This is a genomic window from Oceanicola sp. 22II-s10i (assembly GCF_002210105.1).
Taxonomy (GTDB): Bacteria; Pseudomonadota; Alphaproteobacteria; order Rhodobacterales; family Rhodobacteraceae; genus Pseudooceanicola.
Genome location: NZ_AQQU01000001.1, coordinates 901580 through 924658 on the forward strand (window position 1 = coordinate 901580; position 23079 = coordinate 924658).

Sequence of the window (23079 nt, forward strand, 5' to 3'; positions counted from 1 at the left end):
GTGGATGGACTGGACAGGCATATGCGGCACCGATGACGGGCTGACCGGCTGGAGCTTCGACGGCTCCGCCGTGCGGGCGCGGCTGGACGCCGAGGCAAGCCGCGCGGCTCCCGGACAGGTTCCTTCCGACCGCCTGCTGATCGCCGGGGCCGCAGACGCACCGTCCGAAGCCATCCCGGCGAAACTGACCCCCGACGCGCTGCATCAGGCCCCCGGCGGGCTGGTGCTGACAGCGTTGCAACAGGCGAAACCCCTGCACCGGCTGAACGGCGCGCGACTGAAGGCCATCGGATTTGCCGCGCTCAACCCTGACTGGGACGGCACGATCTGCCTGCCCGGCGCGGTGACGCACTGGATCAGCCTGAGCGCGGCGGAGGTCGTGTTTCTCCAGTCCGCGCTGACCATGACGCTGGCCGCCAGCCTCGGCGCGGCCGAAGCGGTGGCCGATGCCGACGCATTGTCCGACAGCCTGTCGCGGCCTGAGCGTCTGGCCGCGACGCTGGGCAGCGCGGCGGTGGCCGAACGGCGCGACGTTGCGCTCGGCGCGCTGATCGGGGCGGAACTGGCCTCGGCCCGTGCGCTCTGGCTGGGGCAGCAGGTGGCGGTGGTCGGCGACGGGACTGCCGCGACGGCCTATCGCAAGGGGCTGGAGGCGCAGGGCGTGCCGGTGCTGCAGGTCCGGGGCGATCAGGCGGCGGAAAAGGGCATGCTGGCGCTTGGCACCAAGTTCGGGCTGACGCGCTAGGTCCCCGCCCGCCTGCGGCAGGGACCGAAGACCGCCGCCAGCCCGAGGATCACGCCCGCGACCACCGCAATCATCCCCGCCGCACTGACCGCATCCGCCCGGCCCAGCCAGAGCGGCCCGTAGCCCGCCAGCACGTAGCCCAGCACCGCCGAGACGGTGGCGAAGACCGCGCTCCACCCGATCTGGCGGGCGAGGCTGTCGGTCATCATCCGCGCTGCGGCGGGCGGGCAGATGAACATGGCGATCACGATGATCGACCCGACCGCATCGAAGGCCGCGACCGCCGCGATGGCGGACATGACCATCAGCGCAAGGCTCAGCGGGCGGGTGGCGATCCCGGCCATGGCGGCAAAGCCCTCGTCGAAGGTCGACAGCATCAGCGGCCGCCAGAGCACCCGGATGAACAATGCGATGCCGAGCGCCACGAGCGCCATGCGCGGCAGCTCCGGCGGCAGGCCCGCCAGCGCGACGGGGTCGAACAGGCTTTCCCAGCCGAAGGCGTCCAGCCAGATCAGGCTCTCGAGGTTGCCGTAAAGCGCATGCTGCACGTCGAGGTGGACCGATGAGGTGTCCGACAGTTCCAGCAGCAGCACGCCGCCCGCGAACATCGAGGTGAACACGACCCCCATGGCCGCCCCCGGCTCCACCCGGCCAAAGCGGGCGACCACTTCGATAAGCAGCACCGACACCAGCGCCGTGCCGCCCGCGCCCAGCATCATCGGCCAGGTTGCCACGCGCCCGGTCAGCAGGAAGCCCACGACAATCCCCGGGAGCACCACGTGCGAGATCGCGTCACCGATCAGTGCCTGCCGCCGCAGGATCAGGAAGTTCCCCGGCAGCGCACTGGCCAGCGCCGCGCAAACCCCGATCAGAAGGGGCACCAGCGACAGGGGGACGAATTCCTCGCCGCTCATTCCATCACCTCCGCCCGCCAGCGCCTGCGCCGGGCCAATGCCGCCAGCACGCCGCGTTTCGGCGAGAAGATCATCGACAGCACGAAGGCCCCGGCCGCCAGCAGCACGATCACCGGCCCTGTCGGCACCCCCGGCACCAGCGCCGAGATCAGCGCCCCGCCCGCGCCCGCCGCGGCCCCGGTCAGCCCGGCGATCACCGCCATTACCCCGGCGCGATCCGTCCAGAACCGCGCGGCGACCGGCGGGATGATCAGCAGGGCGACGATCAGCACCAGCCCGACGATCTTGAGCCCCACGACCACCACCGCCAGAACCAGCATCATCAGCGCCGCGTCGATCCGGCGGGGGTTCATGCCGATGCTCTCGGCATAGCCCGGATCGAAGGCCGCCAGCACCAGCAGCCGCCGCAGACCCGCGACCGCCAGCAGGCAGAGCGCGCCGCCCGCCGCGATGATCTCGGCCTCGCTCCGCAGCATGCCGGCGGTGGAGCCGAGCAGGAACGCCTCGAGCCCCGCCTGCCGTCCGGCGGTCATGGTCTGGATCACGGTAAGCAGGACGACCCCCGCGCCGAAGAACACCGACAGCACCGCCCCGATCGCCGCGTCCTCGGCCAGACGGGTCCGTCCGGTCAGCCATTGCACGACCGCCAGCCCGATCCCGGCGGACAGCGCCGCGCCCAGCATCAGGCCGAACAGGTTCCGCCCCTCTCCCCCGAGCGCGACCATGGCCATGAAGGCCAGAGCCACCCCCGGCAGGGTCGCATGGCTGATCGCATCGGACAGCAGCGCCCGCTTGCGCAGGACGAGGAAGGTGCCGGTCGCGCCGCCGGTGAAACCCAGCAGACCCGCGCCGGTCAGGACCAGCAGGGCGTTATAGCCAAGCTCCATCTCAGCCCGCCGCGAAGGCCAGCCGGCCGCCATAGGCGCGCTGGAGCGTCTCTTGGGTGAACGCCTCGGCCACCGGGCCCTGCGCCACGGCGGTGCGGTTCATCAGGAAGACATGGGTGAAATAATCCCGCACGGTCGACAGGTCGTGATGCACGCAGACCACCGTCCGCCCCTGATCGCGCAGCAGTTTGAGCACGGCGATGATCGCCGCCTCGGTCGCCGCATCCACCCCGGCGAAGGGTTCGTCCAGCAGGTAGACCTCCGCATCCTGCGCCAGCGCACGGGCGAGGAAGACGCGCTGCTGCTGACCGCCGGAGAGCTGGCCGATCTGGCGGCTGGCGAAGTCCTCCATCCCGACCCGCGCGAGGCAGTCGCGCGCCCGGTCCAGATGTCGCGCCCGGACCGGGCGCAGCAGTCCGAGGTCGCGGTAGAGGCCCATCATCACCACGTCGATCGCCCGCGCGGGGAAGTCCCAGTCGACGCTCGCGCGCTGCGGCACATAGGCGATCCGCGCCCTTTGCCGCGCGACCGGCTGACCGAAAACCGTCGCCGTCCCGGCCATCCGGGGCACCAGCCCCAGCGAGGCCTTGAGCAGCGTCGACTTGCCCGCCCCGTTCGGCCCGATGATGGCCAGCATCGCGCCGTCCGGCACCGTCAGGTCCACGCCCTGCACCACCGGATCGCCGCCGTAGCCCACGGTCAGGCCGCGCACGGCGAAGGGACTGGCGCTGACATCCTCGGGCTCAGTCCGCATCAGCATCACAGCACCGCCTTCAGACGCCCGTCCATGCCGCCCTGCGGCACCCGCCCGCCGAGCGCCGCCGCGATGACCGAGACGTTGTGATCGATCATCCCCGGATAGGTCCCCTCGTAAGTCCCCGGCACGCCCATGGCGTCGGAATAGAGCTCGCCCCCGATCCGCACCTCGTGCCCCTCGGCGGCGGCCCCTTCGACCAGTGCGCGCATGTTGCGGTCGGAGACCGAGCTTTCCACGAAGACCGCCCCGATCCGGCGGTCGACCAGCATCCGCACGATGTCGCCGATCCGTTTCAGCCCCGCCTCGCTCTCGGTCGAGATGCCCTGGATGCCGACCACCTCGAACCCGTAGGCGCGGCCGAAATAGCCGAACGCGTCATGCGCCGTGACCAGCACGCGGGCGCTGTCCGGCACCGTCGCCAGCACCTCGCGCGCGTAGGTGTCGAGCCGTGCAACAACGTCCTGATAGCCCGCCGCCTGTTCGGCGATCCGCGCCTCGGCCCCTGGCACGGCGACGGTCAGCGCACGCGCGACCTCGGCCACCGGCGTGGACCAGAGCGCCGGGTCCATCCAGACGTGCGGATCGAATTTCTCGGCATAATCCGCATGCGCCCGCAGCCGGTCGCGCGGGATGCTCTCGGCCACCGCGACGACGTTCCGGCGCACGGCGAGATCCTGCATGAACTGCTCCATCTGCGCCTCGAGATACAGCCCGTGCCACAGCACCAGATCGGCGCGGGTCATCGCGACGATGTCGGTGCGGGTCTGGCGATAGGAATGCGGATCGACCCCCGGCCCCATCAGCCCGCGCACCTCGGCCAGCCCTGCGCCGATCGTCCGGGCGGCATCCGCGATCATCCCGGTCGTCGCCACGATCTGAACCGGCGCGGCGGCGGGCAGGCGGGTGGCGGCGAGACCGGCAAGCGAGGTGGCAAGCATCTGGCGGCGGCTGAGACGCATGTGATGATTCTCCTTTGCACATCAGTATCTGAGAACCATTCTCATCAAGTCAATGCAATTGAGAACCATTTTCATAAATCCGCCGAAACCGGCGCCCCGCTGCCTGACGTCGCGCCGCCTCGCTTGCCTTGGGCAGGGCGGCATGACACCCTTTCCCGGCATTATCGGGAGGAGCACCGATGGATCAGGTCAGCGAAACCCTCGCGCCGGGACTTCCCCAGACGGTGGAGCCACGCAATCCGGGCATGGAACTGGACATGGACTGGGTGCGCTCGGTTCAGGCGAACACCTCGGCCATCGAACGCCGCGCGGCGACACTGCCCGGCCGCCGGTCGGTCAAGAAGGACTACCAGGCCGCGTGGCTGGCCCGCGCGATTTCCTGCATCGACCTGACGACGCTGGCCGGTGACGATACCGAGGGCCGGGTTCGCCGCCTCTGCGCCAAGGCCCGCCAGCCGGTGCGCGCCGACATCCTCGACACGCTGGGCCGGCCCGGCCTGACCGTCGGCGCGGTCTGCGTCTATCACGAGATGGTGCCCGCCGCCGTCGAGGCGCTGGAGGGATCGGGCATCCCCGTCGCCGCCGTGTCCACCGGCTTTCCGGCGGGCCTTTCGCCCTATCGCCTGCGCGTGGCCGAGATCGGGGAAAGCGTCGCGGCCGGGGCCAAGGAGATCGACATCGTCATCTCGCGCCGCCACGTGCTGACCGGCAACTGGCAGGCGCTCTATGACGAGATGAAGGAGTTTCGCGCCGCCTGCGGCGAGGCGCACGTCAAGGCGATCCTCGCGACCGGCGAACTCGGCACGCTGCGCAATGTCGCCCGCGCCTCGCTGGTCTGCATGATGGCCGGGGCGGACTTCATCAAGACATCGACCGGCAAGGAGGGCGTGAACGCGACGCTGCCGGTCAGCCTGACGATGATCCGCGCCATTCGCGCCTATCAGGACCGCACCGGCATCCGCATCGGCTACAAACCCGCGGGCGGGATCTCCAAGGCGAAGGACGCGCTCGTCTACCTCTCGCTGATCAAGGAGGAACTGGGCGACCGCTGGCTGCGCCCCGACCTCTTCCGCTTCGGCGCGTCCTCGCTGCTCGGCGATATCGAGCGGCAGCTGGAACACCACGTCACCGGCGCATACTCCGCCGGATGGCGGCACGCGGCGGGGTGAGGATGGCCGGTCGCGGTATTCTTGGCGCAGCGAGCGTCCTGACCGTTCTTCTGGCCGTATCCGGCCAGGCTCAGACCTTTGCCTGTGGCCCCTGGATGATAGACGGTGCGCCGGTGGGGCCACCCGTTGAAATCGGCGTCTTCATGCAAGCGCTGGTTTATTCGGCCGACGATCAGGAGATGTACGCTCATACCGTCTACAGGTCCGGTGCACGCAAAACGTATCTCGACGCAAGTTCGGTCATCGTCGTGTACGGCCAGCCGGTGCCCGGCACGGATGACCGCAAACTCGCCCCCCCGCTTACCGTCGTCAGGTTGATCTACGGCGCGCAGGACGCCTCGATCAGTCGGCTCGAATGCAAGGACTTGTCCCGATGACCGTCAAGGAAATCTTCGAAACCATGGACTACGGCCCCGCCCCCGAAAGCGCCGAGGATGCGCTCGCCTGGATCGTCGATCAGGGCGCAAGCTTCGGCAACTTCGTCGACGGCGCCTTCACCGATCCCGGCGAGACGTTCGAGACGAAGAATCCCGCCACCGGCGAGGTCCTCGCCAATATCACGAAGGGCACCCAGGCCGATGTCGACGCCGCCTTCGCCGCCGCCCGTCGCGCACAGCCGGAATGGGAGGCGCAGGGCGGCCACGCCCGCGCGCGCGTGCTCTACGCGCTGGCCAGGCTGATCCAGAAGAACGCGCGCCTCTTCGCCGTGCTCGAAACGCTCGACAACGGCAAGCCGATCCGTGAAAGCCGCGACATCGACATCCCGCTGGTCCACCGGCACTTCTACTACCACGCGGGCCTCGCCCAGCTGATGGAGGCCGAACACCCCGACCGCCGCGCCATCGGCGTCTGCGGCCAGGTGATCCCGTGGAATTTCCCCCTGCTGATGCTGGCATGGAAGATCGCCCCGGCTCTGGCGGCTGGCAACACCGTGGTGCTGAAGCCTGCCGAATACACCTCGCTCACCGCGCTGCTCTTCGCCGACATCTGCCGACAGGCCGGTGTCCCCGGCGGCGTCGTCAACATCGTCACCGGCGACGGCGCGACGGGCGAGATGATCGTGACCCACACGGAGGCCGACAAGGTCGCCTTCACCGGCTCGACCGAGGTCGGCCGCCGCATCCGCCGCGCCACCGCCGGGCAGGGCAAGGCGCTGACGCTCGAACTGGGGGGCAAGTCGCCCTACATCGTGTTCGACGACGCCGACATCGACAGCGCGATCGAGGGTCTGGTCGACGCCATCTGGTTCAACCAGGGCCAGGTCTGCTGCGCCGGTTCGCGCCTGCTGGTGCAGGAGAGCGTCGCCGAGGATTTCCACCGCCGCCTGCGCATCCGTATGGACAAGCTGCGCGTCGGCGATCCGCTGGACAAGTGCATCGACGTCGGTGCGATCGTGGATCCGGTCCAGATCGACACGATCACCCGGCTGGTCAACGCCAACCGCGCCGGAGATGTGCACCGCGCCGCCTGCGACATGCCCGCTTCGGGCTGCTTCTACCCGCCGACGCTGATCACCGGCCTGTCGCCCTCCGATCCGCTTATGCAGGAGGAGATCTTCGGCCCCGTCCTCGTCTCCACCACCTTCCGCACCCCGTCCGAGGCGGTCAGCCTCGCCAACAACACCCGCTACGGCCTCGCCGCGACACTCTGGACCGAGAACGTGAACCTCGCGCTCGACATCGCGCCCAAGCTGGCCGCCGGGGTGGTCTGGGTGAACGGCACAAACATGTTCGACGCTGCCGCCGGGTTCGGTGGCGTGCGCGAGTCCGGCTTCGGCCGGGAAGGGGGCTGGGAAGGTCTGATGGCCTATACGGCGCAGAAGGGCGATACAGAGCCGCTGAAACGTCTCGAACCGGTGAACGGCGACACCGGCCCGGTTCAGGGCCTCGACCGGACCCCCAAGCTCTACATCGGCGGCAAGCAGGCCCGGCCTGACGGCGGCTACTCCCGCACCGTCCACGGGGCCAAGGGTGCGCCGCTTGGCCAGGTCGGTGTCGCCAACCGCAAGGACATCCGCAACGCGGTCGAGTCAGCGCAGGCCGCCGCCGGCTGGTCCAAATCCACCGGCCACCTGCGCGCGCAGATCCTCTATTACGTGGCCGAGAACCTCTCGGCCCGCGCCGACGAATTCGCCGCCCGCATCGACGCCATGACCGGCACCGGCGGCATGGCCGAGGTCGAGGCGAGCATCAGCCGCCTGTTCACCTACGCCGCATGGGCCGACAAGTATGGCGGCGAGGTCAAGAACGTCCCGCTGCGCGGCACCGCGCTCGGGATGCGGGAACCCGTCGGCGTGATCGGCGCGATCTGCCCGGACGAGGCGCCGCTTCTCGGCCTGATCTCGCTGATGGCCCCCGGCCTCGCCATGGGCAACCGCATGGTGCTGGTCGCTTCCGAGGCGCACCCGCTGGCGGCGACCGACGTCTACCAGATCCTCGACACCTCCGACGTGCCGGGCGGCGTGGCCAACATCCTGACCGGCAGTCACGCGGAACTCGCCCCGGTCCTTGCCAAGCACCTCGATGTGGATGCCGTCTGGTCCTTCTCCTCCACCGACCTGTCCAAGGTCATCGAGGCCGAAAGCGCGGGCAACCTGAAACGCACCTGGGTCAACGACGGGCGCGCGACGGACTGGACGAAAGCCGAAGGCCGCGCCTTCCTCGACGCGGCCACCGAAATCAAGACCGTCTGGATCCCCTGGGGCGAATAGCAGGTCCCCTGCTTCTTCTGGTTCCAAATACTTCGGGGGAGTCGCGGCCTTCAGGCCGCGGCGGGGGCAGAGCCCCCATCCCCGCCGGTCACATCGGGATCGGCATGATCTGCGCGACTTCGACCGAGCCGCCGCCTGCGACCATCGGGTTCCCCTTGGCCATTTCGCAGGCCGCCTCGATGCTCTCCGCCTCGACGATGGAATAGCCGAAGGCAGCCTGCGCCACATCGTCCGACACGCCCGAGGCGGTCACCGATTTCGACTTCCCGACCGGCTCGCCCGGATCGACGAGGGCCGGGCCGACCGTGGCCATCCAGTCGCCCCAGGCCTTCATCGCGGCCTCCTGTGCGGCGGGGGTGGAGGGCGCACCGGCGGCGCCGCCATGGTAGATATAGAGAAACTTGGGCATGTCAGTCCTTTCACGTGTCTGGATGCAGCGTCTGCTGCGGGTTGCCGGGTCAGTCCGGCAGCCGTGCGCCGGGATCGAGGAAGAAATCGAGCTTGCGCAGCGTCGACAGCCAGCCACGCGTATGGTCCTGCGCCGAATCCACGCTTTCCAGCGCCCTGTGTGTCAGGGTCAGGCGCGCGCCCGTGGCCGTCCGCTCGACGGTGAAGCTCACATGGCTTTCCGGTCCGCGCCTGCCGGTGTCGTCGTGCCAGGCCCACGTCAGGCCGACGCTGCCCCGCCCCTCGGCCGGGGGGCTGACACTGGTGATCTGTCCCGACACATGAAAGCGGTTGCCGCTTTCTTTTCCGACCATGGAACAGGACCACGGCCCGGTCCGGCGGAAATCCAGGTCGCAGTCCTGGATGAAAAGCCCCTCTGGCCCGAACCACTGGATCAGCTGGACCGGTTCGGTCACCGCCCTCCACAATCTGTCCAGCGCGACCGAGTAGTCGCGGACGAACGCGACATCGGTGGTTTCCGTATCCTTCATGTGTCGTCTCCCTCGGGATCGAGCGCCAGCAGGTCGTCCAGCCTGTCGAGGCTGCCCGCCCAGAACGCGCGGTGGTCCATGGTCCAGCCGTTCACTGTGCGCAGCGCCTCGGGCCGGACGGAGTAATAGCGGTGCGTGCCCTGCACGCGCTGCTGGATGACCCCGGCCTCGCGCAGCACCTTCAGGTGCCGCGAAATGGCAGGGGCCGAGATGTCGGCCTCGGACGCCAGCGTCCCGGCCGGCAGTTCGCCGCGTGTCAGCAGTTTCTCGACCAGCGACAGGCGGGTCGGATCGGAGAGCGCGGCGAAGGTGTCGGTCAGACTTGTCATGGGGACAAGCTGGACCGATTCCTTAATTTGCGCAACAGTTAATTAACAGAATTAGAAATCAAAGATCAGGGTAGACGAAGGCGTCCCGCGCATAGCCCTGAAGATAAAGCAGCGCCGTCAGGTCGCCGAAGTTCACCCGGACCTCGCATTCCGCCGCGACCACCGGCTTGGCATGCAGCGCCACGCCCGTTCCCGCCCGTTTCAGCATCCCTAGGTCATTCGCCCCGTCGCCGACCGCGATCACGTCGCCCTCGCCGATACCGAGCCGGGCGGTGATCTCTTCCAGCGCCTGCACCTTGGCCTCGCGCCCGAGGATAGGCCGCGCGACGTCGCCGGTCAGCAGGCCATCCGCCTCCAGCAACGTGTTCGCCCGGTTCTCGTCAAAGCCCAGACGTTCCGCCACGCGGCCGGTGAAGGCCGTGAACCCGCCCGAGACCAGCGCACAGAACGCCCCCTGCGCCTTCATCGTGGCCAGCAGCTCCGGCCCGCCCGGCATCAGCTCGATCCGGTCGTCCAGCACCTTGTCGATGATCCCGACCGGCTGGCCTTTCAGCAGGCCGACCCGTTCGGTCAGCGCGCCCTCGAACCCCAGTTCGCCGTTCATGGCGCGGGCGGTGATTTCCTTGACGCGCTCGCCGACCCCGGCCTCGTCGGCCAGTTCGTCGATGCATTCCTGACGGATCATGGTGCTGTCCATGTCGGCCAGCAGCATCTTCTTGCGCCGTCCCGCGGCGGGCTGGATGTTCAGGTCGATCCGTCGCGCCTGTATCTCCTCCCAGACCGCGCGGAAATCGGCAGGCATCGCGGGCACCGGGAACTCCGCCGCCTCGTTCTCGGCCAGCCACCGCAGCTCGCCCCCCTGCCAGTCTGTGCGCATGGCCTCCACCATACCGGCATCGAGCGCCGGGGCGAGGGGATCGCTGTTCAGGGTGACGACGTACATGGGGCCTCCGCAAAGCTGCGCCGCGGTTTAACCACGGCGCAGTAGGGAGGACCAGATACTTTGGACTGGTCAGTTGCCCGGTTCGATCGGCGGCAGGGTGCGCAGGTAGGCAACGACCGCTTTCGCATCGCCATCGGTCATGTTGGCGTAATGCGCATAGGGCATCGGCGGGAACATCGGGCTGCCGTCCGGGCGGGTGCCCTTGGTGATCATCGCGATCACCTCGTCATCCGTGTACTTTGCCAGCGCATCCGGGTGACTGGTCAGGTTCGCGGCCACCGAGATGCCCCATGGCCCGTGCCATTCATGCCCGCCGCCGCCGAGGTTGTTCTCCAGGTCCGGCATGCCGTTCTTGAGCGAATGACACTCCATGCAATGCGCGACCGGCCCGGCGAGGTAAGCACCGTATTCCACCGTCTCGCCGCGCTCGGGCGCGGTGACGCTGTCGACCGGCGGCCCGTAGGCGGGGGGCAGGGGGAACGGGTATTGCGAGGCCTTGAACTCCGTCTCCACCGGTTCGAGCGTGCGCACGTAGGCGACGATTGCGGCAAGGTCGTCGTCGCCCAGGCCGCGATAAAGGCCGATCGGCATGGGCGGCCCGATCACCGAGCCGTCCGGGCGGATGCCCTCGCGGATGGCCTTGGCAAGCTCCGCGTCCGACCAGCCCGCGATGCGCGATCCCGGCGTGATGTTCGGCGCCTCGGCGGTGAAGTTCGGCTCCATGATCGACCATCCGCCATAGGCGGGCGATCCGGGGACCGGGCTGGTGTGGCAGTTGCCGCAGGCGGCAGGGCCCTCGACCAGATACTGCCCCCGCTCGACGGGCGTTTCGGCGCTGGCAAGGGACGTGGACAGCAAAAGACCGGCAAATGCGGTCGCGATAGGTCTGAACAAAATTAACTTCCTCCGACGTGATAACGGTAACGACCCCTCGTCGACATTATCACGCGCACGTGAGGTGCAAGAAAAAGATGTTGGGTGGACGCCACTTAAGCCCGACGTCCGGCGCCGAACCCGCCCGGACAAGGGCGTTTGAGCCGCGCGGGGTTTCCGATAGGCGTCAGGAAAGCGCATCCAGAGGCGATTTGCGGCAAGGCTGCGCCCAAATGCGACACCAGCTTCATTGCAAGGCAACCGAATCGCCCGTATATCCGGCGGCGGGACACCCCTCCCCAACGGGGGGCATCTATCTGGAAGGTTAGGCTACATGGCTACCCAAGCACCGGCGACGCGTCCGGCCAACCCGCGATTCTCCTCCGGCCCCTGCGCCAAGATCCCCACATTCTCGCTCGATCTGCTGTCCGACGCACCGCTCGGCCGCTCGCATCGTGCAGCCATCGGCAAGGAAAAGCTGAAGGCCGCCATCGAGGGCACGCGCGAGATCCTCGGCATTCCCGCCGACTACAAGATCGGCATCGTTCCGGCCTCTGACACAGGCGCCGTCGAAATGGCGATGTGGTCCATGCTCGGCGCCCGCAAGGCGACGATGGTCGCGTGGGAAAGCTTCGGCTCGGGCTGGGTGACGGATGTCGTCAAGCAGCTCAAGATCGACGCCGAGGTCAAGGAAGCCGGTTACGGCGAGATCGTCGATTTCGCGGAGATCGACTTCGACACCGACGTCGTCTTCACCTGGAACGGCACCACATCGGGCGTCCGCGTTCCGAACGGCGACAAGATCCCCGCCGATCGCGCCGGCCTGACGATCTGCGACGCGACCAGCGCCGCCTTCGCGCAGGACCTGCCCTGGGACAAGCTGGATGTCGTCACCTTCTCCTGGCAGAAGGTGCTGGGCGGCGAGGCGGCGCATGGCATGCTCGTGCTCAGTCCCCGCGCCGTGGAACGGCTGGAAAGCTACAAGCCCGCGTGGCCGCTGCCCAAGATCTTCCGCATGACCAAGAACGGCAAGCTGAACGAAGGCATCTTCGTGGGCGAGACGATCAACACCCCCTCCATGCTGGCGGTCGAGGATTACCTCGTCGCGCTCGACTGGGCGCGGTCGGTCGGCGGGCTGAAGGGCCTGATGGCCCGCGCGGATGCCAACGCCAAGGTGATCTGGGACTTCTGCGAAAAGACCCCGTGGCTGGAAAATCTCGCCATCGACCCGGCGACGCGGTCGAACACCTCGGTCTGCCTGAAATTCGCGGACGACCGGATCAAGGACGGCGCGGCCTTCGCCAAGGCAGTCGCCAAGCGGCTGGAGAAAGAGGGCGTGGGGCTCGACCTCGGCGCCTATCGCGATGCGCCGGCCGGCCTCAGGATCTGGTGCGGCGGCACGGTCGAAACCTCCGACGTCACGGCCCTGATGCCGTGGGTCGAATGGGCCTTCGACGCCGAGATCGCCGCGCAGGCCCAGGCCGCGTGACACGGACGGTGCGAGCAGAGCACGCACCCTACTGCCTCCCCGACATCCCGTAGGGTGCGTGCTCTGCACGCACCGCCCCCCATTCTCAAAGGACCAGACACATGGCTCCCAAGGTACTCATCTCTGACGAACTGTCCGACGCGGCCGTCCAGATCTTCAAGGATCGCGGCATCGAGGTCGACTTCCAGCCGAAGCTCGGCAAGGACAAGGAAAAGCTGCTCGAGATCATCGGCAACTACGACGGCCTCGCCATCCGCTCGGCCACCAAGGTGACCGACAAGGTCCTGGCCGCTGCCACCAACCTCAAGGTCATCGGCCGGGCCGGGATCGGCGTCGACAACGTCGACAAGGACGCCGCCTCCAAGAAGGGCGTGATCGTCATGAACACGCCGTTCGGCAACATGATCACCACCGCCGAACACGCCATCGCGATGATGTTCGCCGTCGCCCGCCAGATCCCCGAGGCGTCGGCCTCGACCCATGCGGGCAAGTGGGAAAAGTCCAAGTTCATGGGCGTCGAGCTGACCGCCAAGACCCTCGGCGTGATCGGCGCGGGCAACATCGGCGGCATCGTCTGTGACCGCGCCCGCGGGCTCAAGATGAAGGTCATCGCCTACGACCCGTTCCTGAGCCAGGAAAAGGCTGACAAGATGGGCGTCGAGAAGATCGACGATCTGGACGACCTGCTGAAACGCGCCGATTTCATCACGCTGCACGTCCCGCTGACCGACCAGACCCGTAACATCCTGTCGCGCGAGAACCTCGAAAAGACCAAGAAGGGCGTGCGTATCATCAACTGCGCCCGTGGCGGTCTGGTTGACGAAGAGGCGCTGGCCGACCTGCTGAAATCCGGCCACGTCGCCGGCGCGGCCTTCGATGTCTTCTCCGAGGAACCGGCGACCAGCAACGTCCTGTTCGGCCTGCCCAACGTCGTCTGCACCCCGCACCTCGGCGCGGCGACGACCGAAGCGCAGGAGAACGTGGCGCTGCAGGTGGCCGAGCAGATGTCGAACTACCTGCTGGACGGCGCCGTTGAGAACGCGCTGAACATGCCCTCGATGACCGCCGAAGAGGCCAAGGTCATGGGCCCCTGGGTCGCCCTGTCCGGGCACCTCGGCAGCTTCATCGGCCAGATGACGGACGAGCCGATCAAGGCGATCAACATCCTCTATGATGGTGTCGTGGCCGAGATGAACCTCGCCGCGCTGAACTGCGCGGTGATCGCCGGGATCATGAAAAAGGCCAATCCGGACGTGAACATGGTGTCGGCCCCGGTCGTCGCGCAGGAACGCGGGATCAAGATCTCGACCACCAACCAGAACAAGTCCGGCGCCTTCGACGGCTACATCAAGGTGACGGTCGTGACCGAAAAGCGGGAACGCTCGGTCGCGGGCACCGTCTTTTCGGACGGCAAGCCGCGCTTCATCCAGATCAAGGGCATCAACATCGACGCCGAGGTCGGCAGCCACATGCTCTACACGACCAATAAGGACGTGCCGGGCGTCATCGGCACGCTGGGGTCGACGCTGGGCGAGGCCGGCCAGAACATCGCGAACTTCACCCTCGGCCGCGCCGCGGCGGGTGGCGAGGCCATCGCGCTGCTTTATCTCGACACGGCGCCGTCGAACGAGCTGCTGAAGAAGCTGGAAGGCACCGGCGTCTTTACCCAGGTCAAACCGCTGGTGTTCGACGTGGTCTGAGCCACGCCGCCATGTGAGAATGAACGGAGCCGTCCCGTAAGGGGCGGCTCCTGTCGTTTCAGGCGGTGCGCCGTCCGGCGGTCGTCAGAACGACGATCAGGAAGACGACCATCGACAGGATCGTCAGGACGGATCCGATCTTGGCCAGCGTTTCGCCCGTCTGCTGGATCGCCTGAACGATCCCCGGCACGATGATCACCACGCCCGCGACGGCCACAGCGAGATGCACCTTGGCGAGGATACCCTCCGCCGCGGAGGGCACGAGGTGGTAGTAAACACCGAACAGGAACAGGCTGACGTAGCCCAGCAGGTTCAGGTGCGCGTGCGCCGGTGACAGCATGTGGTCGCCCGAGGCGGACATATGGATGCCCCAGGCCATGCCGATCACGGCGCAGACGACGCCGAGCGTCACGAAAGTGCGTGCGATAAGGTTCATTGGTCCCTCCCTTTTTCTCATTCATACGCCAAGCGGCGGACCCGTGAAGCGCATATTGTGGCGCGCCGCCGACTCCTCGACCGCCGGCATGTCGTCGGGAATCCGGAACTGTCCCTCGGCCATGTCGCGGAAGAAACCCTCGAACCCGCCGGGGGTCAGGATGACGAGGTGCCGGCACGCCTCGGTTCCGATTGCGCGAAAGGTGTGTTCCCGGCCGCGCGGCACGAACACCGCCTCGCCTGCGCTGCGGGTGAACTGTTCGCCCTCCAGCCAGAACTCGCAGGCTCCGGTCATCAGGTAGAAGATCTCGTCCTCGGCCTCGTGAACATGGCGCGGCGGGCCGCTGTCGACCGGAGAGATGCTGTCGACGAGGGACAGGCGGCCCTCGGTATCCTCGGGCGAGAGCAGCACTTTGTATTCAGTGCCCAGCCAGATGAGGGCGTCCGTGCCCAATGGGGGAAGTGTCATGATCGTTACTCACTACTGGCCCGTCGGACAAACCGGTCCCGGTCGCGGACCACAGGGTCGCGGGAAGGTGCCTGCCGCCGGTCGGGGCGTTTTCAAGGGGGCCGGGGGATGCTCGGGGGGATCCGCGCCGGCAATGAGACTATGACCCACCCAATCGGATTATAGAAATCGATTGATTGTATCTTAATAATTCACCGCATGAATTTGTCCGGATTCGATCTCAACCTGCTCAAGGTCCTCGACGCCCTGCTGGCCGAGGGATCGACCGTGCGGGCCGGTAACCGGGCGGGGCTGTCGCAACCCGCGGTTTCGGCGGCCCTGTCGCGGCTGAGGCATGCGTTCAACGACCCGCTCTTCGTCCGCAAGGGGCGCGGGCTGGAACCGACGGATTTCGCCCGCAGCCTCGAAACGCCGCTGCGCGAGACGCTGGAGCGGATCGAGGACATGCTGGCCGGGCCCGGTGCCTTCGATCCGGGCACCGCCGAGCTGTCGTTCAAGCTGTCCGGCAGCGACTTCTTCGCCGAGATGCTGATGCCGGGCCTCGGCGATCACGTCGGACGTGTCGCGCCCCGGATGCGTGTGCAGCTGGTTGATCTCGTGCCCGACAACTACATCGACACGCTCGAACGCTACCAGGTGGACATGGCCCTGATCCCGCGCATGACCTTTCCCGACTGGGTCGACCACCGCGTGATCTTCAACTCCACCTTCACCACCATAGCCCGCCGCGGTCATCCCGCGCTGGCCGAGGCCGGAATCGCGGACGGCGACCCGATCCCGATGGACCTGTTCTGCACGCTGAACCATGTCCTGTTCTCGCCCGAGGGCCGCCTGCAGGCCATGGGCGACGCCGCGCTGCACAAGGTCGGGCGCAAGCGCACTGTGGCGATGACGCTGCCGGTCTTCTCCGGCGTCTACCGCGCCGTGGCGGGCAGCGACCTGATCGCCCTGATCCCGACCGCGCTGGCCCGGCGTGTCGCGCCCGCTGCGGGCCTGACCTGCCACGCCCCGCCGATGCCGGTCGACGCGGCCACCATCTGTATCGTCTGGCACCGCCGGTCGACAAACAATCCGGCACACCGGTGGCTGCGGGAACAGATCGCCGCGCTCACGCGTCCTCTGGATATGTAACACGGACTTCCCTTTTCACCGGACGCGTGGTTCCTTCCGCCCATGAGCATTTACGTCATTCCCGACATCCACGGCCAACGCGCGCTTCTCGAGGACGCGCTGGCTCTCGTCGAACGCGACTACGGCAGCCCGGATGCCGAGATCGTCTTTCTGGGCGACTACGTCGACCGGGGGCCGGATACCGCGGGCGTGCTCGAGATCCTGTCCAGGGGAATGGCCGAGGGGCGCAACTGGACCTGCCTGATGGGCAACCACGACCGGATGATGCTGAACTACCTGACCGACGGCACCGACACCGACCCCCGGATGCGGGCCACCGCGCGCTGGTCGCATCCCCGCCTCGGGGGCGTCGCGATGCAGAGCTACGGCATCGATCCAGACCCGGACCTCGCGCCCGAGGACCTGCAACGCGCCTTTGCCGCCGCCGTGCCCGATCACCACGCAGAATTCCTTGCCTCGCTCGTCTATGCCCATGAACGCGAGGGCCTGCTGTTCGTGCATGCGGGGATCAAGCCGGGCCTGCCGGTGGACCAGCAGTCCAACGACGACCTGATCTGGATCCGCGACGAGTTCCTGCTCGATCCCGGCCCGCACCCCTGGCTGGTCATCCACGGACACACGCCCGTGCCTGCCGCGCGCCACTTCGGGCCGCACATCGACCTCGACGCGGGCGCGGGCCTTGGCCGCGATCTGGTCGTCGCGGTGATGGAAGAGGGCGAGTGCTTCATGATCACCGAAAAGGGGCACGAACTGCTGCCGCCGCAGCCGCTGGCGCCCGACGAGGAACGGGTCTGGGGCTGAGCCTCACGCTCAGTCCTGCCGCACCGCCCCCGTCACCGCCGCCGCGCCAAGCGCCGTGACCACCCAGCCAAGCGCCGTCGCGATCCAGCGCAGCCACCAGCCGATCCGCCCGAGCGGCGAGCGCGCGGTCGACGGCGCCCAGGCGGCCTCCTGCCCCAGCGAAACCAGCGGCACGAAGACATCCGCCGCATAGGCCAGCGCGTTGAACGTCTCGTAATCCTGCCCGGCCTGACCCGGCGCGGCCCAGAAGGCGGCCGGGTTGTCCGGATGCGCCTCCACCGCCGCCTGCCAGCCCGCGGACACGAGGATCGGCGCGGCGTTCGGCGCCATGTCCCCGGCCTGCCAGACCCGGTCGAAGAACACCGTCAGCCCCGCGATCATCACCACCGCGATCACCAGCGCCCGGCCGGGCCGATAGCCATAGCCCACGCCGAACCGCATGATGACGTCGCCCGCAAGGTCCAGCCACCAGCGCAGACCACGCCCGTGCCGCGCGCGCAGCTTTTCCCGGTCGGCCTCGCGCAGCACCCGCTCCTTGGTCATCCGCACCGTCCGCGCGTCCGACCTGTGCCCCATGTGATCCAGTGTCCGTGCGAACTGCTCATAGGGCTGCGCGGTGAACGCCGTGTCGCGCGGACGCCGCGCCAGCCACTCAAGCCGCGCGCCGATCCCGGTCTCGGCATGGCGCGAGAAGTCGTCGTAGGTGAACCCGTCCAGCCGGACCGGATAACTGGCCCCCGGCCCGGCGGGCTCGTCCCGCAGCCGTGCGGCATGGGCCCCGGCAAGGCTGACCGCCCCGCGCGCGATCTGGTTCTCCCTGAAATAGAGGATCCCCCCGATGTTGGCCCGCGCCAGCGACAACGCGTTCTCCGGCCCGTGCTCCTCGCTCGCCTGGAACAGGCTTTCGCCCGTGGGTTCGCTGGCGGCGATGGCACAGCGGGTGACGAACAGGTCCCGCCCGATCCGCGAGGAGGCCATGAACACCGCGCCTTCGCAGTCCAGCGTCGTCCGCCCGTTGGCATAGGGGTAGTCGCCCAGGTAGACCGATCCGCCGACGCTCAGCGACGGGGCGAATATCGCGTCCTGCCCGCTCGCCTTGATCGCCAGCCCGCAGAACTGGATGTCGCCCTCGACCCGCATCCCGGCGAGGCTCAGCTCGCCCTTCACCAGCGTTTCGCCCCGGATGTAGAACGACCCGTCCAGCACCGCGCCGTCGGCCTCGATCCCCGGCAGGTAGCAGTCGCTCAGGTATATCCCGCGCATCCGGGCGTTCATCATCTCGGCCGGATCGGTCAGGTGGCACGATGTCAGCGCCAGGTCGAACCGCGTCGTGACCGAGCGCAGGTCCAGCACCCCCTCGATCCGCGCGCCCTTCAGCCGCAGCCCCTTGTCGTTCAGAACCAGCCCCGGATCCGCGCCGGTCAGCGCCAGCCGGATCAGCCCGGCCCGGATCCGCAGCGTGTCGTCCTCGCCCTCGGGCAGGGCCTCGCCGATGACGATCCGCCCGTCGCCGGGGGCCCCGGCGACCATGGCCTCCTCGGCCGGGGTCAGCGGGGCGAAATCGGCAAGCAGCATGGCGGACACGTTGCATGTTCACCCACCACAGGGCAAGACAGTGTCAAAGGGGCGCGGTTGCGCCCGGTGAGAGGAGACCAGCACATGAAAGACATCGTCATTCTCGACGGCGCACGCACCGCCATCGGCACCTTCGGCGGCAGCCTCGCCGGGATCGCCCCGATCAGCCTCGGCGCGACCGCCGCCAAGGCCGCGCTGGAACGGTCGGGCGTCGAGGGCGCGCAGATCGGCCACGTCGCCTATGGCCACGTCATCAACACCGAGCCGCGCGACATGTATCTCAGCCGGGTCGCCGCGATCGAGGCCGGTATCCCCGACACCACCCCCGCGATGAACGTGAACCGCCTCTGCGGCTCGGGCGCGCAGGCGATCGTCTCGGTCGTCCAGTCGCTGGCCATGGGCGATGCCGAGTTCGGCCTCGCCGGCGGTGCCGAGTCGATGTCGCGCAGCCCCTACATCAACCCCTCGGAACGCTGGGGTCAGAAGATGGGCGACATCAAGGTGCTCGACATGATGCTCGGCGCGCTGAACTGCCCCTTCGGCACCGGCCACATGGGCGTGACGGCCGAGAACGTGGCCAGGGAGCACGACATCACCCGCGAGCAGATGGACACCTTCTCGTTCGAAAGCCAGAAGCGCGCGATGGCGGCGATCGAAGCCGGGCACTTCAAGTCCCAGATCGTCCCCGTCGAAATCCAGATCAAGCGCGACAAGGTCCCCTTCGACACCGACGAACACGTCAAGCCCTCGACCACGCTCGAAGGCCTCGCCGGCCTGCGCCCCGCCTTCCAGAAGGACGGCTGCGTCACGGCGGGCAACGCCTCGGGCATCAACGACGGCGCGGCGGCCATCGTTCTGGCGACGGCGGAAGCGGCGGAAAAGGCCGGGCTCAAGCCCAAGGCGCGGATCATCGGCTATGCCCATGCCGGCGTCCGCCCCGAGGTGATGGGCATCGGCCCGGTCCCCGCGGTCGAGAACCTGCTGAAACGCACCGGCTTGTCGATCTCGGACTTCGACGTCATCGAATCGAACGAGGCCTTCGCCGCGCAGGCGCTGGCGGTGAACAAGGGCCTCGGCCTCGACCCCGCCAAGGTGAACCCCAACGGCGGTGCCATCGCGCTTGGCCACCCGGTCGGCGCGACCGGGGCGATCATCACCGTCAAGGCGCTCTACGAACTCGAACGCATCGGCGGCAAGACGGCCCTGATCACCATGTGCATTGGCGGCGGCCAGGGCATCGCGCTGGCCATCGAGCGCCTCTGACCCGGCGGACCACCCGCCTCGTCCGATGACGGGGCGCGCAGGTTCCCTGCTTCTTCTGGTCAAAAATACTTCGGGGGACGCCGGACCGCAGGCCCGGCGGGGGGCAGCGCCCCCCTCCGCAGCCACCTCCAGCGCCCCCGTTGCGCCCGGCGCGGCTATCCCCTACGGCTGTCCCGACCGAGGGACACAGACATGACTCACATCTGGCTTCGCGCAGAACAACGCCCGAACGAAGACCGCACCGGCCTCACGCCCGAGGGCGCGGCGGATCTGATCGCCCGCGGCTTCCGCCTGACGGTGGAGGACAGCCGCACCCGCATCATCCCGCTCGACGCCTACCGCGCCGCCGGGGCCGAGGTCGCGCCCGAGGCCAGCTGGCCCGACGCGCCGCAGGACGCCATCGTCTTCGGCCTCAAGGAACTGCCCGAGGACGGCACGCCTCTGCGCCACCGGCACATAATGTTCGGCCACGCCTTCAAGGGCCAGCCCGCCGGGCGCATCCTGCTGGAACGGTTCCGCGAAGGCGGCGGCACGCTCTACGACCTCGAATACCTTCTGGACGACACCGGCCGCCGTGTCGCCGCCTTCGGCTACTGGGCGGGCTTCGCCGGTGCCGCGGTGGCGTTGAAATGCTGGCTGGCGCAGCAGGACGGCGGCATCTGCGGACCCGTCTCTTCCTACCCCAACCGCGACGCCCTGACCGGTGAGCTGCGAGGCGCGCTGCAAAGCGCGAAGAGCACCCCCCGTGCCATCGTCATCGGCGCGCTCGGGCGGGTCGGGACGGGGGCCTCGGATCTCTGCACCGAGATGGGGATGCAGGTTACCAAGTGGGACAAGGACGAGACCGCCAGCGGCGGGCCGTTCCCCGAGATCGCACGTCACGAGATCTTCCTGAACGCGATCCTTGCCATGCCGGGCACCCCGGTCTTCGTGCCCGCCGACCTGCCCGGCCAGCCGCGCGACCTGACGGTGATCGGCGACATCGCCTGCGACCCGACCTCGGATTTCTCGCCGATCAAGGTCTACGACCGCACGACGACATGGGACGCCCCCGCGCTGCGCGTGCATGACGCCCCGCCGCTCGATGTGACCGCGATCGACAACCTGCCCTCGCTCCTGCCGCTGGAAAGCTCGCAGGACTACGCCGCGCAGCTTCTGCCCTCGCTGCAGACGCTAGATGCCCTCGACGCAGGCGTTTGGGGCCGGGCCAAAGCCATCTTCGACAGACATATGGAGGACCTCGCATGACCATCCACTGGTGTGGCACCGGCCTGTCGGCCATCCCCGGCCTGCGCCGCCTCATCGGCCTCGGCTATCCGGTCACCATCTGGAACCGGACCGTCGCGCGGGCACAGGAAGAGGTCGGCGACCTGACCGACGACATCCGCGCCTTCGACATGGCCGCGCTGGATGCCGCCGTCGCGCCCGGCGATGTCGTGATCTCCATGCTGCCCGGCGACTGGCACCCGAAGCTTGCCGCGCTCTGCGTCGACAAGGGCGCGCATTTCGTCACCTCCAGCTATATCGCGCCGGAAACCCGCGCGCTGGACGGCGCGGCGCGGGACAAGGGCCTGAGCTTCGTCAACGAGGTCGGCCTCGATCCCGGCATCGACCACCTGATGGCGCATCATCTCGTGGCCGACTACCGCGCGTCCGACGCCTTTGACCCCGCGAACGAGATCAGCTTCACCTCCTACTGCGGCGGGTTTCCCAAGATTGCCAACGACTTCCGCTACAAGTTCTCGTGGTCCCCGCTCGGCGTGCTCAAGGCGCTGCGCTCGCCGTCCAAATCCCTGAAGGATTTCGAGACGCTGAACGTCGACCGCCCGTGGAACGCCATCACCCGCTTCACCTCGCCCCTGCCGGGCGAGGAGACGTTCGAGGCCTATCCGAACCGCGACAGCTTTCCCTTCATCGAGGACTACCGCTTCGATCCCGACTGGAAGGTCCGCACCTTCGTGCGCGGCACGCTGCGGCTGGATGGCTGGGCCAGGGCATGGGACCCGATCTTCCGCGAGATCGAAACCCTCACCGGTCCCGAGGGCGAGGCGCGGCTGACCGAGATGTCCGACCAGTTCTGGCGCGACCACGCCTATGACGAGGGCGAGCCGGACCGCGTCGTCCTGTTCGTGTCGCTGAAGGCCGAGAAGGACGGCAAGACCGTCTGGCACAAGACCTACGCGATGGACGCATGGGGCGATGACGAGGCCTCGGCCATGGGCCGTCTGGTCTCGGTCCCCGTCTCGCTGGCGGTCGAGGCGGTGCTGGCCGGGCGTCTGCCCGAGGGCGTCACGCCAGCCCCCCACGATCCGCAGATCGTGGAGGAATGGCTGGACGAGATCGGCCAGATCGCGCAGCGGATCGACCTGGTCGATCACGTCGGCTGAGGCAGGCGGTCAGCCCTTGAGCCGCGCGACGGTCGCCTGGAACGCGGGGCGGGCGCGCATGCGTTCGCCGATCGCCACCAGCGCCTCGGGCGCGTCCGGAAATTTCGCGGTGCGCGCCCAGTTCAGGCAGTGGGTCAGCAGGAAGTCGGGCACGGTCGGCGTGTCGCCGGTCAGGTAGCCGCCCCGCGCGCGTTCCGCCAGCTTGGCGGTCGAGCGGGCGAATTCCTTCTGGCAGACCGGCTTGATCTCGGGGACGCGGATCTTTTCCGGCAGGACGAAGCTGTGCTTGGCCGAGGTCCAGACCGCGCCCTCGATCTCGTCGAGGATCTGGTTGGTCAGGCTGTCCTGGAATGCCCGCTCCAGCGTGCCCGGCGCGGCGGTGAACCGGTCGTGGCTGTCCGCGAGGTAGGTCATGATCGCGACCGAGTCGGTGAGTGGTGTCCCGTCGACCAGCAGAACCGGCAGCTTGCCGAGGTTGGAATGTTCCCGCACCTTTTCTGAATGCGGGGCCTCGGGCAGCCAGTCGAAGCTTTCGCCCAGTTCTTCGAGCATCCACAGGATGCGGAACGTCCGGGACTGGCCCGAGCCGAGCAGGGTATACATCG

The 23079-nt window shown here is 68.1% G+C and carries 24 protein-coding genes; 11 read left to right on the forward strand and 13 right to left on the reverse strand.

The annotated features are described in order from the left end of the window. Positions 1 to 4: 4 nt before the first annotated feature. On the forward strand, positions 5 to 745 hold the full coding sequence (locus ATO6_RS04460; RefSeq protein WP_088622708.1) for a 2-dehydro-3-deoxygalactonokinase: 741 nt from the start codon (positions 5 to 7) through the stop codon (positions 743 to 745). On the opposite strand, the gene ATO6_RS04465 is transcribed toward ATO6_RS04460, so the two are convergent. From ATO6_RS04465 to ATO6_RS04480, 4 genes are read right to left on the reverse strand one after another with little or no spacing between them, the layout of a single operon-like run. Next, positions 742 to 1659, reverse strand: coding sequence for a metal ABC transporter permease (locus ATO6_RS04465; RefSeq protein WP_141101932.1), 918 nt, complete (start codon positions 1657 to 1659; stop codon positions 742 to 744). The two genes, ATO6_RS04460 and ATO6_RS04465, sit on opposite strands and share 4 nt — an antisense overlap. Further along, complete coding sequence (locus ATO6_RS04470) at positions 1656 to 2546, reverse strand: metal ABC transporter permease (RefSeq protein WP_141101933.1); 891 nt, start codon at positions 2544 to 2546, stop codon at positions 1656 to 1658. The genes ATO6_RS04465 and ATO6_RS04470 overlap by 4 nt, the downstream gene beginning before the upstream one ends. Before the next feature lies 1 nt (position 2547). Then, positions 2548 to 3306, reverse strand: coding sequence for a metal ABC transporter ATP-binding protein (locus tag ATO6_RS04475; RefSeq protein WP_088622709.1), 759 nt, complete (start codon positions 3304 to 3306; stop codon positions 2548 to 2550). Continuing rightward, positions 3306 to 4262, reverse strand: coding sequence for a metal ABC transporter solute-binding protein, Zn/Mn family (locus ATO6_RS04480; protein WP_176440822.1), 957 nt, complete (start codon positions 4260 to 4262; stop codon positions 3306 to 3308). Before ATO6_RS04480 ends, ATO6_RS04475 begins: the two co-directional genes overlap by 1 nt. A 179-nt stretch (positions 4263 to 4441) precedes the next feature. On the opposite strand from ATO6_RS04480, the gene deoC reads away from it, so the two are divergent. The 3 genes from deoC to ATO6_RS04495 are packed head-to-tail and all read left to right on the forward strand — an operon-like array spanning position 4442 to position 8141. Further along, positions 4442 to 5431: a deoxyribose-phosphate aldolase gene (deoC, locus tag ATO6_RS04485; protein WP_088622710.1), complete on the forward strand. Its 990-nt coding sequence runs from the start codon at positions 4442 to 4444 to the stop codon at positions 5429 to 5431. Between the two features lie 2 nt (positions 5432 to 5433). Continuing rightward, positions 5434 to 5808: a hypothetical protein gene (locus ATO6_RS04490; protein ID WP_141101934.1), complete on the forward strand. Its 375-nt coding sequence runs from the start codon at positions 5434 to 5436 to the stop codon at positions 5806 to 5808. After that, positions 5805 to 8141 (forward strand): aldehyde dehydrogenase family protein, encoded by a 2337-nt coding sequence (locus tag ATO6_RS04495; RefSeq protein ID WP_088622712.1) that lies wholly within the window; start codon positions 5805 to 5807, stop codon positions 8139 to 8141. The genes ATO6_RS04490 and ATO6_RS04495 overlap by 4 nt, the downstream gene beginning before the upstream one ends. Before the next feature lie 88 nt (positions 8142 to 8229). Here ATO6_RS04495 and ATO6_RS04500 read toward each other — a convergent pair whose 3' ends face one another. The 5 genes from ATO6_RS04500 to ATO6_RS04520 all read right to left on the reverse strand — a co-directional run bounded on the left by ATO6_RS04500 (position 8230) and on the right by ATO6_RS04520 (position 11245). After that, positions 8230 to 8550, reverse strand: coding sequence for a hypothetical protein (locus tag ATO6_RS04500; protein WP_088622713.1), 321 nt, complete (start codon positions 8548 to 8550; stop codon positions 8230 to 8232). A gap of 49 nt (positions 8551 to 8599) precedes the next feature. Further along, positions 8600 to 9079: an SRPBCC domain-containing protein gene (locus ATO6_RS04505; RefSeq protein WP_088622714.1), complete on the reverse strand. Its 480-nt coding sequence runs from the start codon at positions 9077 to 9079 to the stop codon at positions 8600 to 8602. Beyond that, positions 9076 to 9408, reverse strand: coding sequence for a helix-turn-helix transcriptional regulator (locus ATO6_RS04510; RefSeq protein ID WP_088622715.1), 333 nt, complete (start codon positions 9406 to 9408; stop codon positions 9076 to 9078). The genes ATO6_RS04505 and ATO6_RS04510 overlap by 4 nt, the downstream gene beginning before the upstream one ends. Positions 9409 to 9466: 58 nt before the next feature. After that, complete coding sequence (serB, locus tag ATO6_RS04515) at positions 9467 to 10351, reverse strand: phosphoserine phosphatase SerB (RefSeq protein ID WP_088622716.1); 885 nt, start codon at positions 10349 to 10351, stop codon at positions 9467 to 9469. Between the two features lie 69 nt (positions 10352 to 10420). After that, on the reverse strand, positions 10421 to 11245 hold the full coding sequence (locus tag ATO6_RS04520) for a c-type cytochrome (protein WP_254919065.1): 825 nt from the start codon (positions 11243 to 11245) through the stop codon (positions 10421 to 10423). Between the two features lie 313 nt (positions 11246 to 11558). On the opposite strand from ATO6_RS04520, the gene ATO6_RS04525 reads away from it, so the two are divergent. After that, a complete protein-coding gene (locus ATO6_RS04525) occupies positions 11559 to 12713 on the forward strand; it encodes a phosphoserine transaminase (RefSeq protein WP_088622718.1) in 1155 nt (384 codons plus the stop codon). 101 nt (positions 12714 to 12814) lie between these two features. Beyond that, a complete protein-coding gene (serA, locus tag ATO6_RS04530) occupies positions 12815 to 14413 on the forward strand; it encodes a phosphoglycerate dehydrogenase (protein WP_088622719.1) in 1599 nt (532 codons plus the stop codon). 58 nt (positions 14414 to 14471) lie between these two features. Here the strand turns inward: serA and ATO6_RS04535 are convergent, their stop codons facing one another. Together ATO6_RS04535 and ATO6_RS04540 are read right to left on the reverse strand one after the other, a co-directional pair. Then, positions 14472 to 14849 (reverse strand): hypothetical protein, encoded by a 378-nt coding sequence (locus tag ATO6_RS04535; RefSeq protein ID WP_088622720.1) that lies wholly within the window; start codon positions 14847 to 14849, stop codon positions 14472 to 14474. Between the two features lie 21 nt (positions 14850 to 14870). Beyond that, positions 14871 to 15317 carry a cupin domain-containing protein gene (locus tag ATO6_RS04540; protein ID WP_088622721.1) on the reverse strand — a complete coding sequence of 149 codons (447 nt, stop codon included), beginning with the start codon at positions 15315 to 15317 and terminating at the stop codon, positions 14871 to 14873. Between the two features lie 198 nt (positions 15318 to 15515). On the opposite strand from ATO6_RS04540, the gene ATO6_RS04545 reads away from it, so the two are divergent. Together ATO6_RS04545 and ATO6_RS04550 are read left to right on the forward strand one after the other, a co-directional pair. Then, the gene (locus tag ATO6_RS04545) at positions 15516 to 16448 is read left to right on the forward strand and encodes a LysR family transcriptional regulator (protein WP_088622722.1); all 933 of its coding nucleotides are present in this window, start codon (positions 15516 to 15518) and stop codon (positions 16446 to 16448) included. Positions 16449 to 16490: 42 nt separating this feature from the next. Beyond that, complete coding sequence (locus tag ATO6_RS04550; protein ID WP_088622723.1) at positions 16491 to 17249, forward strand: metallophosphoesterase; 759 nt, start codon at positions 16491 to 16493, stop codon at positions 17247 to 17249. A gap of 9 nt (positions 17250 to 17258) precedes the next feature. Here ATO6_RS04550 and ATO6_RS04555 read toward each other — a convergent pair whose 3' ends face one another. Then, positions 17259 to 18833 carry a hypothetical protein gene (locus tag ATO6_RS04555; RefSeq protein WP_141101935.1) on the reverse strand — a complete coding sequence of 525 codons (1575 nt, stop codon included), beginning with the start codon at positions 18831 to 18833 and terminating at the stop codon, positions 17259 to 17261. Between the two features lie 75 nt (positions 18834 to 18908). Here ATO6_RS04555 and ATO6_RS04560 point away from each other — a divergent pair, with 75 nt between their 5' ends. The 3 genes from ATO6_RS04560 to ATO6_RS04570 all read left to right on the forward strand — a co-directional run bounded on the left by ATO6_RS04560 (position 18909) and on the right by ATO6_RS04570 (position 22474). After that, positions 18909 to 20087 carry an acetyl-CoA C-acyltransferase family protein gene (locus ATO6_RS04560; protein WP_088622725.1) on the forward strand — a complete coding sequence of 393 codons (1179 nt, stop codon included), beginning with the start codon at positions 18909 to 18911 and terminating at the stop codon, positions 20085 to 20087. A gap of 192 nt (positions 20088 to 20279) precedes the next feature. Then, on the forward strand, positions 20280 to 21335 hold the full coding sequence (locus ATO6_RS04565) for a saccharopine dehydrogenase (protein WP_088622726.1): 1056 nt from the start codon (positions 20280 to 20282) through the stop codon (positions 21333 to 21335). After that, positions 21332 to 22474, forward strand: coding sequence for a saccharopine dehydrogenase family protein (locus ATO6_RS04570; RefSeq protein WP_088622727.1), 1143 nt, complete (start codon positions 21332 to 21334; stop codon positions 22472 to 22474). Before ATO6_RS04565 ends, ATO6_RS04570 begins: the two co-directional genes overlap by 4 nt. A gap of 9 nt (positions 22475 to 22483) precedes the next feature. Here the strand turns inward: ATO6_RS04570 and ATO6_RS04575 are convergent, their stop codons facing one another. Further along, positions 22484 to 23077 (reverse strand): glutathione S-transferase family protein, encoded by a 594-nt coding sequence (locus ATO6_RS04575; RefSeq protein WP_088622728.1) that lies wholly within the window; start codon positions 23075 to 23077, stop codon positions 22484 to 22486. Positions 23078 to 23079: the final 2 nt, after the last annotated feature.